We start from the raw sequence: 16,008 nt of genomic DNA, 5'->3' as shown, positions 1-16,008 counted from the left end.
CTTTCTAATGGCGGCATTGCATCACGAGAGACCGTAACCTTTATTTAGAAACAGCAACCATTGCAGGACGCAATAGACGACCATTCAAGGTATAACCTTTCTGCATCACCAACATAACCTGATTAGGTTCATGCTGATCTGATTCCATCATGGTCATCGCCTGATGCACTTCTGGATTGAAAGGCACATTGGTGTCACAGACCACTTCAACGCCAAACTTACCCACTGAATCGATAAAAGATTTCAGAGTCAGTTCAATACCTTCAATCATTGGCAATAGCGCTTCATTGGTACGATCAGCCGCATCTAATGCACGTTCCAGATTGTCGATGACCGGCAGAAGTTCATTGACGAATTTTTCCAATGCAAATTTATGTGCTTTTTCTACATCCTGCTCAGTACGACGGCGAATGTTTTCGATTTCAGCACGTGCACGCAACAAAGCATCACGTTCATTAGCCTGAGCCTGTTTCAGTTGTTCTTCCAACTCAGCAACACGCGGATCAACAACGTTTTCAGTCTCTGGCGCATCTGCCTGTTCCGCATTTATTTGTTGCTCTAATACATTTTCTGTATTTTCTGCGACTTGCCCGTCAGGTACTTTTTGGTCTTTACTACTCATGAATATCTCCGCGTATTTTGTATTATCTTCGCCATTTGAGCTTATTATGGGGATCAAAACGCGGGATTCAAGGGAACAATCATTATTGTGAGGGCAAAACCATATGCTGAAGGAAATAACAGCAATGAATAATGAATTCAAATGCATCGGTATTGTCGGTCGTCCACGTCACCCGGAAGCGCTGGCTACCCACGAAATGCTGTATCACTGGCTGGTATCTAAAGGTTATTGTGTCATTGTGGATAGACAGGTTGCGAAAGACATTAATTTAAAAGGTGCTCAGACTGGAGGATTGACAGAAATTGGTAAAACTGCCGATCTTGTGATTGTTGTCGGTGGTGATGGCAATATGCTCGGTGCAACCAGAGTATTATCACGTTATAACATCAAAGTCATTGGTATCAACCGAGGCAATTTGGGCTTTTTAACGGATTTAGATCCCGATAATGCTTTACAGCAACTATCCGAAGTCTTAGATGGCAAATATCGAGACGAAAAACGTTTTCTGCTTGAGGCACAAGTGACAAAAACCGGGCATAAATCCCGCCGTAGTACTGCATTAAATGAAGTCGTACTACATCCAGGAAAAGTTGCCCACATGATTGAATTCGAAGTATATATTGATGAACGTTTTGCTTTTTCTCAACGTTCAGACGGCTTAATCATAGCAACACCCACTGGCTCTACGGCCTATTCACTGTCTGCCGGAGGGCCTATATTAACCCCAAACTTAGATGCTATCGTGCTAGTGCCGATGTTTCCACATACGCTTTCGGCACGCCCTCTCGTTATCAGCAGCGAAAGCAGCATTCGCCTGAAATTTGCCCAAAATAGCAATGACTACGAAGTCAGTTGTGACAGCCAGATCGTCCTGCCAATCCAAGATAGTGAAGAAGTAATCATCAAACGCAGTGACTATAATCTGCACTTAATTCACCCAAAAGATTACAACTACTTCAATACACTGAGCACGAAACTGGGTTGGTCGAAAAAAATGTTCTAAAAACGAACTCACCTACTTTACTGTATAAAAAACCAGTTTATACTGTATGGAAGCACAGACATGTTTTTATGCACAGGAACATGTTCTTATACAGTAACGTGTTTATATACAGTAAAAAGAAGGAGGAGCACGATGCTGACTCAATTAACCATCAGTAACTTTGCTATCGTTCGCGAACTTGAAATTGATTTCCGCCCAGGGATGACAGCAATCACAGGTGAAACCGGAGCTGGTAAATCCATCGCGATTGATGCATTAGGTTTATGTCTTGGCAATCGTGGCGAAGCTAACATGGTTCGCCCGGGTGCTCCGCGTACCGATCTTTGTGCCTGTTTTTCACTGGCTGATGCGCCTTCTGCCCGCAAATGGCTTATAGACCACCAGCTTGATGGAAGTTTTGATGATGACAATGAGTGCCTGCTGCGCCGTACAATTACCGCTGATGGGCGCTCTCGCGGTTTTATCAATGGCACTGCTGTACCACTTTCTCAATTACGTGAACTAGGTTCTCATCTAATTCAAATTCACGGGCAACATGCCCACCAATTGTTATTAGAAAATCGTCACCAAAGGCGCTTACTGGATATTTACACGGGCGATTTCGAACTTCAGCAAGAAATGAAACAGGCTTACCAGCAATGGCGCCAAAGCTGCCAGGCTCTCTCCCAATTCCAACAACAAGCTCTTGAACGTCGCTCACGTCAACAATTGCTGGAATATCACCTGAAAGAACTGGACGAATTGTCACCACAGCCAGGTAATTATCAAGAACAGGATAGTGAATACAAACGGCTAGCAAATTGCGGGCAATTTTTGTCTGTTAGCCAAAATATCCTCCAGATTTTAAGTGATAATGATGAGCAGAACATTGTCAGCCTCCTCAGCTATGCCCGTAGTGAACTGACAGAACTTGCCAGCATGGATCACAAACTCAGTGGCCTGCTTAACATGCTGGAAGAAGCTGCTATCCAAATCAATGAAGTTAGTGATGAGTTACGTCATTACAGTGACCAACTGGAACTGGACCCCAATCGTTTATTTGAACTGGAACAGAAAATATCCCAACAAATCAGCATGGCCCGTAAACACCATGTTGCGCCAGAAGAGTTACCTGCATTACATCAACAGTTGTTGGAAGAGCAATATCAGTTATCCCAGCAGGAAAATGATTGTGCGCATCTTAGTGAACTTGTCAGTTTGCATTACCAGCAAGCCCTGACTGTGGCAGAAAAATTGCACCATATTCGCCAGAAATATGCCGCAGAATTGGGCCAACTGATAACGAACAGTATGCACCAACTTTCTATGCCTCATGGCCGTTTTACCATTGATGTTGCCTTTGAAGCGGAGCATTTAAATATTGATGGAGCCAGCAAAGTTGAATTCAATGTCACAACTAACCCCGGCCAACCTCATCAACCATTAGCAAAAGTGGCATCAGGTGGTGAACTTTCCCGTATTGCACTGGCAATCCAGGTTATTACGGCGAAAAAAATGGAAACCCCTGCGCTGATTTTCGATGAAGTTGATGTAGGTATCAGCGGTCCAACAGCGGCAATTGTTGGGCGTTTGCTACGTGAATTGGGGGAATCGACCCAAGTTATGTGTGTCACCCACTTACCTCAAGTCGCAGGATGCGGGCATCAGCATTTTTATGTCAGCAAGCAAACAGACGGCGAAGAAACAGAAACTCAAATGCAGCTATTGGATAAAAAAGCACGACTTCAAGAACTCGCGCGGCTTTTGGCGGGGAGTGAAGTTACAAAAAATACTTTGGCTAACGCAAAAGAACTGTTAGCGGCATAAATTGAGACAACTTTCTTGTATAATTGCAGTCATAGGTAAATGCGTAGAGGTTTTCAATCTCTTCAATGTTTATTATTATCGACGACCTAAATCCTAAAGGAATGTAATTACTATGCGCTGTAAATTATTGACTGCCGCTGCTGTATCACTTGTTATGCTGACTGCGGGTTGCTCCATGTTTGAGCGAATTGTTTATCGTCCTGATATTAATCAAGGGAACTACCTTACGCCGGCTGCGGTATCAAAAATCCATAAAGGAATGACTCAGCAGCAAGTTTCTTACACTTTGGGAACACCAATGCTGACCGATCCGTTTGGGAGTCAAACTTGGTATTACGTATTCCGCCAACAACCAGGCCACGGGAAAACAACTCAGGAAACCCTGACACTTACCTTTGATAGCCAAGGTGTGCTAACTGATATCAAGGATGAAAAATCACTGCCAGAGAATCAGTGAGATGTGTGTTTTATTTATTCGCCAGTAGAGAACCTGGCGAATAAATAGACATTATCGCGCATTGTTTTTCGCGCGCTCTGCTCGTTTACGGCGCATTTCTTTTGGATCAGCAACCAGAGGGCGATAAATTTCTACACGATCTCCCTCTTCCAGCTTATCAGTCAGTTTGGCAGGACGGCTATAAATACCAACTTTATTTTTAGCCAAATCGATATCATTACGTAATGTCAAAAGGCCGGACGTTACAATCGCCTGTTCGACGGTTGCTCCTTGCGGTACTTTCACATTACGCAGATATTGCCGTTCAGGCAGAGCATAAACGACTTCGATATTCATCTCAGACACTATACACCTCACGTGCACGTTGAGTAAAAGCCTGAACCATATTCCCAGCCAGCTCTTTAAATACCTTGCCAAAGGCCAATTCAATCAACTTGTTGGTAAATTCAAAATCGAGATGCAACTCAACCTTACAAGCATCTTCACTTAACGGAGTAAAATGCCACCCTCCCATCAACTTACGGAAAGGCCCATCAACAAGTTGCATACTGATGCGTTGATTATCAAATAGCGTATTGCGCGTTACGAACGTCTTACTGATCCCTGCTTTAGCAACCTCAACGGAAGCCGTCATTTCATTATTGCTACTGCTTAGTACACGGCTACCCACACATCCCGGTAAAAAATCCGGATAAGATGTCACATCGTTGACCAATTTATACATTTGTTCCACGCTGTAAGGCACTAGCGCAGAGCGACTAATCTGTGGCATATCATTTCCTGTAAAACATAACAGCGCTAAATAGTATCACTTAAACATGGTTAAATAAAAACCTGACGACATTTAGAACAATAAATACGCACTTATCGCTAAATATCATACAGAAGAGATTTCTTTCACTAACGCATACAGTATAATACAACGCATTATGACAAAGAAAAAAGCATACAAACCCGGTTCGGCAACAATTGCCATGAATAAGCGAGCCCGCCACGAATACTTCATTGAGGAAGAATTCGAAGCAGGCTTATCCCTACAAGGTTGGGAAGTTAAATCACTACGCGCTGGCAAGGCTAACATCAGTGAGAGTTATGTTTTGCTCAAAGATGGTGATGCTTATCTTTTTGGTGCCACGATTACGCCATTAAACGTTGCTTCTTCCCACGTAGTTTGTGATCCGACACGGTCACGCAAGCTACTACTTAACAAACGCGAGCTTGATTCACTGTATGGTCGAATCAATCGAGAAGGTTACACCATCGTCGCACTTTCCATGTATTGGAAAAATGCTTGGTGCAAAATCAAAATTGGCGTGGCAAAAGGTAAAAAAGCGCACGATAAGCGTTCAGACATCAAAGAACGTGAATGGAAATTAGACAAAGCGAGAATTATGAAGAATTCTGGGCGTTAATCACTGGCATTATCACTCAATATTCTGATATACTTGCTCTTAATACGCTTGGGGCTGATTCTGGATTCGACGGGATTCGCGAAACCCAAGGTGCATGCCGAGGGGCGGTTGGCCTCGTAAAAAGCCGCAAAACAATAGTCGCAAACGACGAAAACTACGCACTGGCAGCTTAATAACCTGCGCAGAGCCCTCTCTCCCTAGCCTCCGCTCTTAGGACGGGGATCAAGAGAGGTCAAACCCAAAAGAGATCGCGTGGATGCCCTGCCTGGGGTTGAAGCGTTAAATCCAATCAGGCTAGTTTGTTAGTGGCGTGTCTATCCGCAGCTGGCAAGCGAATGTAAAGATCAGACTAAGCATGTAGTACCAAGGATGTAGGAATTTCGGACGCGGGTTCAACTCCCGCCAGCTCCACCAATTTTGGTGGGTCAGTGTCAGGACAACAACTTGAAAAACAGTCAGTTAGCAAAGTTGATAGGACACTGCCATGACAGTAAAAGGACTTCAAAGTGCACGTAAAATGCACGTGAAGTTAAAATCGAAACGCCTCAGATTCCCCCTCTGAGGTGTTTTTGTTTGTGACTAATGTATTTCTATTTGTAAAAAAGTGTAACAAAAATACACGCCACTTTTGCCTGTTTTGGGTTTGGTTTCCCCTCGGATTGTTCTCTCTAGATTTCGTATTGAAGAATGGTCATCATTATTTTATTCAAGAAATTTACTGCAAAAATTCCCCGCTGAACTAGTTCATTTCTGTACGTATAAACAGTATTTTTAAATATTCAAATTTTTTGATGATATTTGGCAGGTGAGTGTTTTTTACTAAAGAAATTGAGGTTGGCTCCAAGGTGGGGGTGGGAAACAAAGCTACTATCACCATAGGACAGCAATCCGCCCTTTAACATAAGTGGGCTTTTAAATCCCAATTAACAATGTTGATTAGGATTCTCGGCTCACAGACGACCTTTTTTGGAATTTTCCAAATAAGTCTCGTAGTCATTATGTTCAGTAAAAGAAGGAGCCTCCGAAACTGGTGGCTCCTTAAACTAAAGAGATCCCTGTAGTTAATTTCCCCAGAATAAAGTTAAACAAGTGCACTGCTGCGATTTCAAATGACGGCTGTGAGCGGTATTTAATCGCTCCGTTTGAAACGGAAGAAGCCCAAAAGACGGGAAATCCCACCTTTAGCTAACATGTTGATTTTACTCATTTCCCGCTCAGGGCAAGAATTCTGGTTCTCTGACAGAAATAAGAGATATCAAGGGGTTGGAAGAAATTATCCAAGTAGGGAAATAACACATCAATAATATAACTCACAAATACAGTTTTAATTTGAAATATATTTTTTATCACATTTCGATAAATTAGCTCCCTTTCCACTTCACAGATTAGGAATATTCTGATCATATATTAAGTAAACTTAATTAATATAAAGGCAATGCAAAGGGAGTTAATAACTAATCCTATGATTTTTATGAATAATAACCTTTATGTAATATATGGATGAGATACGGTAATTTGTGCTTCGTCTTATAGACTTACAATAAAAATTAAGCTAACTTATTGCGCCTTGTGGGGTATAGAATAACAAATGACAACCACTGTATATGATTGCGACAATATGGTCGTAGCCTGTGATACCCGCTGGTCAGTAGATCTTCCTTTAAATGATGGTAAGCATATATTACTCGTTGATAATACTGGATTTAACAAAATAACTTACCGCAAAGGAGGCGTTTTAGTCTGTGCCGGAGACGGTCCGACTATCGCCAAGATGAAGGAATGGTGGTTTGCTGAACACCTTGATGCAGAAGCGCTGCCGGATCTTGAGCATAATGGATATTTCAAAGTATCTATACTAATGATTTCAAGTAACGGTGATAGGCTATTTGATGCTGGCCCTAAAAAAGCTATTCGTAATGAAGAAAATCAACTTCTTCACGCTATCTTTTCTGGGAGTGGTACAGATCATGCCGTCAAATTTTTTACACATTGTGGTTGTGCGAAGTCTTCAGTGGAAGGAGCCATTCTTCTTGATCCGCGTACCGGTGGAGAAGTCAAGTTTTACGAGCTTAAAACAGGCAAAAATAACCTTGACGATGAAACCATGAACTATAATAGTATCATTGAGTCTATGATATCAAAGGGGGTGCTTATGAAAGCAACTGATATGTACATTGCTAATTCTGGTGATGCGGAAGCTGTAGACTGGAAAAATCATCCTCAAGCAAACGATATTGCCAATTGGTTAGCTAATGGCTCTGTGAAAGCGTATGCGCCCACAGGCGGTAAAGACATCGAGTGGTCCGAAGAAAAAAATAATAAAATCAAACAAGCAGCAAGGAAAATTGCTGAACTAGAAAAGACCATGAATAACTAATCATCGACTCATGACTAAGCCCTCCAATGAGGGCTTTTATATCAACAGATTACTCACCTACCTCTGCCTCCCCCTGCCCCAAATTCCACACCGAATCTGCTGGCATAAGGGGCGCGCAGCCCCTATATTATTTTGACTCAGATAATCTTTGTTGCTGATTCCAGATAGAATTCTCTGGCATCTGGACACGGACATCTAAGCGAGTACCTTCGGGAATGTCACAGGGTTCACCGTCCTGATAGTAAACCTTTTCCTCATCGACAATAGCTTTTATCCGCTTGTTCTGGAACCGTTCAGGCAAGTGCGAATGCTGACGGTGGAAGGTCTCAATCATGATACTGCCGTCCTTTTGTACCCTGTCATCAATGTAGATAAGTTCCAGCCCGTTGTTATTCTTCGGCGATGAGATACCGCCATGCACGCCCCATGCGCCATCAGCGTTATAGCCCAGAACGCCAGAGACCTGATAGTGACCGAGGCCGAGTTTGGTGACAATGGCACCCTCGGATTCGTCGTTGGTGATGAATGTGCCATCGGGGAAAATTTGGATGATGGGGGAAGCTTTTTTGATGAACCCCCCTTCGGCTACATATACATTACCATTCCATCCAAGCGCCAAAACATCACCGTGCACCCCTTTTCGAAATATAAAACCAGACCGGTCGATGACGCCCTCTTGAATAATTACATATCCATAATCACCTTGTGAGCCAAAATTCACATCCAGTCCACTATCGTGTTTGATGAGAAAATTACGCCAACCGTCGCCTTTAACCTCCACCCCGTCAAACGAGGCGGGTTGATTTTGGATAACCGCACCTTCTAATCCAATATTTCGCACAAACTCCGCTTTATTCGGAATATCCGCCCCGTTCTGGCGCTTATCCAGTTTCCCCTCCATTGCCGCCTGTAGTGCCCGTATCGATTGCAACGACACGGTTTGACCATTCGGCAAGGTCACGTTGATTGTCCCATTCTGTGACATCCATTTGTCCATATTCTGGAGGAACTGGGTAATATAACTGTTGTTGGCTACCATATGCCGGACACCATCCATGATGGAATCGGGAACCGTGGTCTGAATCTGGTATTTCGCATTATTCAGGGTGACAGCAACGTTATCCGCCAGTACCAGCTCGGTATCCGAGTTCACCGCCTGAATCATGTGGATTAAATTGTTGTTGTCTGACCGGATTAATATAATCTGTCCGGGTGCAACGCCGTTGATATTCGATTTAAATTGCGTGCCCGTGCTGCGGACAATAGCCGAGCCGGACACCGTGGAGATGGTGCCTTGTGAATAGAACATGATAGGTTCCTGAAATAGTCGTCGTTAATCGTAAAGAGCGCAGTCAATATATGGGCTGGTCAGATCCTCTACCCTGACCTCAACAATCAGGGATGTTGCGCCGGATACGGCTGCCGGAATAAATTGTGTAGATTGTCCATTGAAAAACGCAGAGAAAGACGTGTCCCTGTATTGTAGTCTGGGTAGGTCTTCGGGGATATCGATTGTCGAACTCACCCAGCCTGTCGTTTGCATTAACAGGGCGCGTTTCCCCCGCAATGTCATTTGCTGTTTAGTGTTGTATTCCCCGGCAATAGCCAGCGGGTTTGTGTCGCTGGTCAGGACGCATTTTCCGTTCTCATCCCAGACAGCAATCCCCCAGTCGGGAACGGGCTGCGGATAAACCAGGGTAAACAGGTAAATATCACACAACACCGGGGTACGGGCATCCGGCGCTGATAACTCAATATTCCAGCGTCCTTTTTCACTACTGAGTTCACCATACGGTGCATTCCATGCACTATCAGTATGCACGCACATAAACGCCATGCACGGCTGTGTTGTGTTAATGTGCGTGTCTATATGTTCATACCATCGGCCAACGGTGACCGATATTTTCCGCACAAAAGAGAGCGGTGTCGTTTTGGGTGTCCACCACGGAACCCCTTCATTTGTTGTTAAAAATGCGCCCCAGTCCATAGTTCCTCACGCTGTATAATACGCAATCAGCCAACCCTCAGCAGCCACATTGCGCCCGGTTGAAATAATGATTTGATTGTCTCTCACCAAAAACTGGCGTTTTTCATTCGGCCAGCCCCCTGTTTGTGTACACATAAAAACATAAGACAAACGGAGGCCGTCACTCATCGGTTCACGGGGGACAGTCAGTGCGCCTGTCGTCTGCCCACTGGTCAGTTTCATAAATCCCGCATAAAGAAAAGGACGGATGCCGGTATTACGCTGCCGCCCCTGCTCGTCCCACACACCAAAACCATAATCACTCATCGAAATTGTCCTATATACCCCATTGCTGCCCTGACCCGTCCGTTCTGGTCATAACACGCAATTGCCCCATTCGCCCAGCGTAACCCTGCCCGGGAACGCATGTCATTAAATTCAAAAGCGCCAGTGACCGCATTAATCAAAAAGCCCGCCCGGTACTGCACATAGTTTTTTGACCTGATAGCATCAGATAAAATAATTTCCCTGATATAGCCTTTATCAATAAACCCGTCCCTGATAAACACCTGACCATTCTTCACCGTCATAAACGGCTCTAATTTGCCGTTAGCTGGGTTATAGAACGCAATATTATTGGCAGAAAATCCAATATACGACTCCAGCCTGCCGTTCTTAAATTCACCGCTAATCACCATCCCGCCCGCATTATATTTTGTGCCATTGCGGTTAATGGTGATATTCACGCTGTGGATGGCGTAACCGGCATTCTGACTAAATTCCGCCTGCATTTTACTGTTGATAATCGCCTGCTGTTTGCCAAATTGCGCCTGAACCTGTTGTGCCGATTCAGCGACCGCTTTCTGTGTACTGGATATTGCCTGTTTGTTAGTCACCACATCCGCAGCAATTTTACCCACACTATCGTTAGTGTTCCCGATGTGAGTACGGATTTCGGTAAATTGCTGACCAAACGATTTATCCCGTTCAGCTATCGTGGTTTCAACTGTTTTGATGCGGGAGGTATTGGTTCCCAGCTGTGAGTTGATATCTGTGACTCTTTGCGCCCATGCCTCGTTATCGGTTGCCCGCACTTGCCATAACTCGCTAATCTCCGCCTTACTCTCCCCGTCACGCACCATCAGTTCCCGGGATAATTGCTGCTGCGCGTTGGTGAGTATCAGGGCAGTTTCAGCGTTCCAGTTCATGTCAGACTGCAACCGTTTCCCAGCCTCGGCGGTGAGGAACACATTACCGGTTGCCTCCACTATCCAGCTTGTGTCTGTCGAAGACTCGCCCCGGATAAACGCTGTCCACGGGGATTGGTTGCCGGATTTATCCACCAGCCTCGCACGGAACCAAAATGCCACACCGGCCGCCAGTCCCTGCATGGTGTGCGTATGTTGCGGGTAGGGAATATCCGCCAGCAACATCAGCCCCTCACCGTCATTGGTCGGGCTGTACTGGATTTCGGTTTTCAGTGTGTCATCAGTCTGGGCGGCAAAACCCCAATCCAACTGGATACCGAAGATGATCGGTGTCGTACGGAATGCCAAAGGCGCGGGAGGATTGCCTTGTTTTCCCGTGATATTCACCTCCTCAGAAGAGACGAATAAGCTCGGTATATCAAAGGAATTTATGGCCTTGATACGCGCCTGATATCTTCCTGAATAGGCGTTAGGTATCTCAAAACCCAAAGATGCAGAGCGGGGAATGGAGATCCAGTTACCACTGTCTCTGCGCCATTCCCCTACATAGGCAATCGCACCCTCCGCCGCCTCCCATGAGATCCGTACAGTGGTGGTAGATATTCCCTGCTGAACGAATGAAAATCCCGTGATATTGACTGAGGGCGGTGGCGACTGGATGCTGGCCGGAATGACAGAAATAGGACGCTCGTCAATGCGCGCACCTGTGTCTACGCGGGCGTACTTGTCAGGATCATGATAAATTCCGTTGATTTCGAATGTGCCATCGTTGTTGTCCTTGATACCGACAACGCGATATTGCTGAATGAATAAATCATTAGCATCCACAGCCCAGCCTGATTCCGCTCTCGGTGTTTCACTGTAAGCGGTAGTGACCGTCACGACATTGTCATTAATGGCCTGTATGGTTCGACCCTGTGATACACCAGAGGGCAGATTGACCAATAATCGGTCACCGGGCGCGGCCTCTAGTTTGCGGTCTAGGGTGATATTGCGATCATTAACCGACTGAATGCGCCCCCCCATAACACGCCCGGCTCTGTTCTTGTGCGCCACGCCAATTATTTGACCGGGCATGGGGATTTGGCCATCCAGCCCCACACGGAATGAAATCATTGCGTCATGTGAATTGGTCAGGATTGCCCATTTACCCCGGCGTTGCGCCTCACTCTGACGGGTACAGCCAATGGCGGCGATGTCGATTTGATTGATACCATAGCGGCGGATTAAGTTATCATCTGAAACAACTTCAACCTCATCATTGTAGTGGTTGTCTGGATTTGACCAGCTCACCATTGCAACCGTGCTGCGGTTACGTTCACTACCGCCACTGTAGATGAAATCGCCATTAATAACACTGGCCTGAGTAAAGATATATTTGATGTCATCCGGCATGTCCGCTATGGCCACAAACTGGTTAGCTCCCCAGTAAACTGAACCACGGAATATCGCACCAATATCAGTTAGCACCTTATATGCATCTTCGCGAGACTGGATATAGACATCACAGGTAAATCGCGGCTCCATGCCACCTCGCCCATCAGGGACAGGCTGATCGCAGTATTGCGCCACGCGATATAACTCGGTTTCATCAATTTGCGTCCTGTCGATTTTGTCACCGAGTCCGCACAGATCATTCAGTAACAGGTCATACAGCACCCATGCTGGGTTATTGCTGTGCGCCCATTTAAATGTTCCATTCCAGATGCCCGTATATGTACGCAGTTCCGGGTCGTAATTAGATGGCACGCGAATGATGCGCCCCGCTGGTTTACATGAAATCAGCGGCACATTGCCATTAAATAACCGTGCGTCAAATTCAACATACAACAGTGCGGTATTTGGATAGCGTAATTTGGCGTCAATAATTTCAGTGAACGCCATGACGTTCATTTTATCCACAATCCGCTCACTGGTACTGTTCGGTGTTTTTCTGACAACCCGAATAGTCCAGCCTGTTTTTGCATCAGGCAGGTTGATGCGATATGAGCGTTCATACAACGTGGTGGTTTTGGCATCAATACAGGTATCAAAAATAGTCTGGTAGCTACCGCCATCTGTCGATAACTCAATAGAAAAATCAATGCGATAGCCGACCGTATCCGCGTTCTCTTTTTGCATTCTCAATGCAGGCCAGCCGAGACGTACACGAACGGCAGATAATTTTGTATTGGATATATATTTTGTCCAAGGCGCGACGGCTTTTATTTCTGTGCCAATCCGAATTTCATTTTCCGCCGCAGGCATTCCCTTGATATATTCCTGATACTGAGTACCGGGGCGAAACTCCCACCGCACCCCCTCAAAATTGGGCGTACCATCGGGGCCAATAATCGGTGTGTTGTCCAGATATATGTTGGTGCCAGCGAGTCCACCCGCAAATTCCCCTTCCCCCAGTGCCAATAGCACCCGCGCTTTTGCATTGGATTGTATATTATCAGGCATCTCTACCGGTGTTCGTCCACCACCGCCACCTTTCGCCCCTGTTATAGTCATCATTTACCCCTTCCGTTTCTCTTCTTCTTTTTTACGCCACTCTTGGTCTTTTTTTTCGTTCCTGTCTTCGTGTGGTTTTCCTTTTAGGATCTCACCAAAATTGTATTTTCTCTGCCTCTCAATCTGCTCTGTTTGATACTGATCTTCGGTGTAGACGCCAGCGGAAATAATGGCCCCGCCGATTTCGCGCGAACCATAGAGAATAGGAACAGGGTTGCCCTGCGCCGTCGTATTGACGGGGCTGCCAAAGGCGTAACTGGGTTTATTGTCCGGTGATTCACGCATACCCAATCCCGGCGGTTGAGGCGCGAGCATTTGAGAAACTCCGCCCATTGCCATTGATGCGCCTGACGCACCGACAAATAACGCTGTCGAGGCGCTCCAGCTCAACGGGTTCCACCATGCGACCACAATCAGGGCGATACCTAAGACGACATTGAACAATCCAGCACGTTTGCTGCCTGTGATTACGGGCATAATATGGATATCACTGTCACCTTTAGTCATGTCTAGTTCATCTTTGTTGTAGCTCCTGCCACCCACAATGATCGAAAATGTGAAGCCCTGCTTGTGGGCGCTAAGCATGAACGCCTCGAAACCGTTAATGAGTTTACTCATGGCTCTGATAGCGTGCGGGGCATCTCTGGCTGCGTATTCAAATGTGGCGCCGAATTTGGCGTCCAGAACACCATGCAGGTGGATTGTACGAAGTGGGGGATCTGTATAAGTCATATTTCACCTATAAAAAAACCCTCCGAAGAGGGTTCAGTTATTCATCTGATTCGTAACAGTATTCGTACCATTCCTTATCAAAATTAAGATACCAAGATGGATACTCTACATCTTCTATGATGGGGATTTTATCGACAGTAACGAACGCTTTCCAACCGACATATGCACCGAATCCGTTTTTAGCATTCATCTTGCCACAGACAACATTAAAGCGCTTTTTACTGACATATAAGTCTTTAAATAATACCGATGTCGGGTCCTTTACGTCATCGGAAATCACTGATTCTGCGACCTTTCTCTTATAGAATCCGTACAGTCCATTTTGACTGAATATGTCTAATATGCCGGATACTACCAAAATAGCGATTACTAAGATAATCACGTATTTTATTTTTTTCATTATAGTTTCTCTGGTTAGTTAAAAATCACATGTCATCTATTACACATCAGAGAAACTTATCTGGCAAGCACCCGCCATACCTGACCATTCTAATTGTGCGATCTTTCCAATAGCCACCATACGGCACTTTCTGGCTCAACTGCCCATAAAGATGATGCAGTAATAAATTACCCTCCAGTAAAATTCCGGCATGATTGGGTACATCCGCCTGAATCTGCATAAGTACCACATCACCCGCCTGCGGGTCGCTCGTGACTTCAATAAAACCGGCTTTCTCAAAATTCTCCATGTAGAGGTTCTCACCCCGCTCCCACCAAGGATAATTAACCCGATAGTCATTCAGTTCAATGCCGTATTGCTGGCGGTAATAGCTCATAATGAGGCCGTAGCAATCATAAATCCCCAGCACAAATGGACGCCCTGTCAAAGGCAGTTCACCCCGAGGATAGATTGTCCGCAGATCGCTTTCCGGGTAACTCACAATATGCCACGGTAGCTCGGTGAAATCGCACTGCGCCTCATCCAGATCACTGGGCTGAGTGGTTGCGTCCGGGTGACTGTGAACGATACCAGTAATGGTTCCCCACATCGAGGCGGCCAGATAATCGCCGGGATCTAGCTGAAACTGTTCAGTAGGATTGGGGGATAAATTTTTACAGGGCAGGTATTTTTCTACGCGACTTTTTTGAGCGATTACACCGCAACATTCATTTGGGTATTCCCGTTTAGCATGCTCAAATATTGCCGCCAGTGTCTTATCACGCATAATTATCTCCTGATCAGAGACGACGCCGGAAATCCACCGAATGGCAGGGCGCTGTCCTCACCGTGGCGCAATTTACAGGCAATCACAGTGCCGGGGCAGCGGTCTTTACTGGGATCATCAATCGGGTTGTTGTCGATATCAAAATATTTCGTTCCGGCATAGTCACAGCCCTGACCTGTTTTGTACCAACCGCGAGCGCACCACGTGCACACGCCGTGAATTTGCCGGGTGGGAATAATCAGGCCGTCCAGTGATGCCGGACTTGCCAGCTCAAAAACCACGGTCGTATCCGTTTCGGATATTTTCCTGTTCACATAAAACATGAGCTTACGCTCCTGCTGTGGATCGGCGGTAGGGTTACCCTTAGGAAAATTTTTGGCATCCAGATAATGAACAAAAGTATCGTGAATCACCACTTTGGCCTGCACCATGTCGTCAAATTGCAAACATAGCGCGGTGACCGTTCCCTCAATATTGGCGACGGATAATCGAGGGCGGGCAGCCTGCCCATCCGTGGACATCCCCAGATCTTCTATCTGGACAGGCCACGGCTTATATTCCACACCCTGCCACCAGAGGGACTTTGGCTGCGGCTGACTCCCCGCCTTCTTTGCGGCCTCGATCTCACCGGATGTCACGGGCATGCCATGAGCATGAAAACGGAGCACGTCGGCACCGAATTTTGTCCCATCAATCTCATAGAGCCGGACAATATTACCGGCGTCCAATTTTTGTACATCAGCAGTAAACACGATTATCCTCC

Annotated in this window: 16 protein-coding genes and 1 other RNA gene; 6 read left to right on the top strand and 11 right to left on the bottom strand. The window is 45.8% G+C overall.

Translation table 11 applies throughout. The annotated features are described in order from the left end of the window. Positions 1–40 precede the first annotated feature (40 nt). Entirely contained in the window at positions 41–622 is a 582-nt protein-coding gene (gene grpE, locus BDE27_RS16535; RefSeq protein ID WP_099132140.1) for a nucleotide exchange factor GrpE, read from the bottom strand. Between the two features lie 124 nt (positions 623–746). Here grpE and nadK point away from each other — a divergent pair, with 124 nt between their 5' ends. From nadK to bamE, 3 genes are all read left to right on the top strand, one after another. Then, positions 747–1,625 (top strand): NAD(+) kinase, encoded by an 879-nt coding sequence (gene nadK / locus BDE27_RS16525; protein WP_099132141.1) that lies wholly within the window; start codon positions 747–749, stop codon positions 1,623–1,625. A 132-nt stretch (positions 1,626–1,757) separates the two neighbouring features. Next, complete coding sequence (gene recN, locus BDE27_RS16520; protein ID WP_099132142.1) at positions 1,758–3,431, top strand: DNA repair protein RecN; 1,674 nt, start codon at positions 1,758–1,760, stop codon at positions 3,429–3,431. Positions 3,432–3,543: 112 nt separating this feature from the next. Further along, complete coding sequence (bamE, locus tag BDE27_RS16515; protein WP_099132143.1) at positions 3,544–3,888, top strand: outer membrane protein assembly factor BamE; 345 nt, start codon at positions 3,544–3,546, stop codon at positions 3,886–3,888. 51 nt (positions 3,889–3,939) lie between these two features. Here the strand turns inward: bamE and BDE27_RS16510 are convergent, their stop codons facing one another. Continuing rightward, entirely contained in the window at positions 3,940–4,233 is a 294-nt protein-coding gene (locus BDE27_RS16510; protein ID WP_099132144.1) for an RnfH family protein, read from the bottom strand. Then, entirely contained in the window at positions 4,226–4,660 is a 435-nt protein-coding gene (locus BDE27_RS16505) for a type II toxin-antitoxin system RatA family toxin (RefSeq protein WP_208638605.1), read from the bottom strand. Before BDE27_RS16505 ends, BDE27_RS16510 begins: the two co-directional genes overlap by 8 nt. Before the next feature lie 157 nt (positions 4,661–4,817). Here BDE27_RS16505 and smpB point away from each other — a divergent pair, with 157 nt between their 5' ends. The 3 genes from smpB to BDE27_RS16490 all read left to right on the top strand — a co-directional run bounded on the left by smpB (position 4,818) and on the right by BDE27_RS16490 (position 7,677). Then, a complete protein-coding gene (smpB, locus tag BDE27_RS16500) occupies positions 4,818–5,300 on the top strand; it encodes an SsrA-binding protein SmpB (RefSeq protein WP_047768254.1) in 483 nt (160 codons plus the stop codon). 50 nt (positions 5,301–5,350) lie between these two features. Further along, positions 5,351–5,714, top strand: a transfer-messenger RNA (tmRNA) gene (gene ssrA, locus BDE27_RS16495). Positions 5,715–6,888: 1,174 nt separating this feature from the next. Beyond that, entirely contained in the window at positions 6,889–7,677 is a 789-nt protein-coding gene (locus BDE27_RS16490; RefSeq protein ID WP_099134084.1) for a hypothetical protein, read from the top strand. A 127-nt stretch (positions 7,678–7,804) separates the two neighbouring features. On the opposite strand, the gene BDE27_RS20075 is transcribed toward BDE27_RS16490, so the two are convergent. Genes BDE27_RS20075 through BDE27_RS16450 form a run of 8 tightly spaced genes read right to left on the bottom strand, consistent with a single transcriptional unit; the run spans position 7,805 to position 16,000 of the window. Then, positions 7,805–8,986: a phage tail fiber protein gene (locus tag BDE27_RS20075; protein WP_244208823.1), complete on the bottom strand. Its 1,182-nt coding sequence runs from the start codon at positions 8,984–8,986 to the stop codon at positions 7,805–7,807. 24 nt (positions 8,987–9,010) lie between these two features. Then, a complete protein-coding gene (locus BDE27_RS16480; protein WP_099134085.1) occupies positions 9,011–9,664 on the bottom strand; it encodes a hypothetical protein in 654 nt (217 codons plus the stop codon). Between the two features lie 6 nt (positions 9,665–9,670). Next, positions 9,671–9,970, bottom strand: coding sequence for a hypothetical protein (locus BDE27_RS16475; RefSeq protein WP_099134086.1), 300 nt, complete (start codon positions 9,968–9,970; stop codon positions 9,671–9,673). Continuing rightward, positions 9,967–13,347, bottom strand: coding sequence for a TipJ family phage tail tip protein (locus BDE27_RS16470; protein WP_120211390.1), 3,381 nt, complete (start codon positions 13,345–13,347; stop codon positions 9,967–9,969). The genes BDE27_RS16475 and BDE27_RS16470 overlap by 4 nt, the downstream gene beginning before the upstream one ends. Positions 13,348–13,350: 3 nt before the next feature. After that, the gene (locus BDE27_RS16465) at positions 13,351–14,079 is read right to left on the bottom strand and encodes a tail assembly protein (protein ID WP_099133932.1); all 729 of its coding nucleotides are present in this window, start codon (positions 14,077–14,079) and stop codon (positions 13,351–13,353) included. 37 nt (positions 14,080–14,116) lie between these two features. After that, positions 14,117–14,479, bottom strand: a complete 363-nt coding sequence (locus BDE27_RS16460; RefSeq protein ID WP_099133931.1) for a hypothetical protein — start codon at positions 14,477–14,479, stop codon at positions 14,117–14,119. A gap of 46 nt (positions 14,480–14,525) precedes the next feature. Beyond that, entirely contained in the window at positions 14,526–15,245 is a 720-nt protein-coding gene (locus BDE27_RS16455) for a C40 family peptidase (protein ID WP_099133930.1), read from the bottom strand. A gap of 2 nt (positions 15,246–15,247) precedes the next feature. Further along, the gene (locus tag BDE27_RS16450) at positions 15,248–16,000 is read right to left on the bottom strand and encodes a phage minor tail protein L (protein ID WP_208638609.1); all 753 of its coding nucleotides are present in this window, start codon (positions 15,998–16,000) and stop codon (positions 15,248–15,250) included. Positions 16,001–16,008 lie beyond the last annotated feature (8 nt).

The organism is Xenorhabdus ehlersii (genome assembly GCF_003610465.1).
Taxonomy (GTDB): domain Bacteria; phylum Pseudomonadota; class Gammaproteobacteria; order Enterobacterales; family Enterobacteriaceae; genus Xenorhabdus; species Xenorhabdus ehlersii.
Note: the sequence above shows the minus strand (reverse complement) of the source record. Positions and strands in the feature narration are given on the sequence as shown.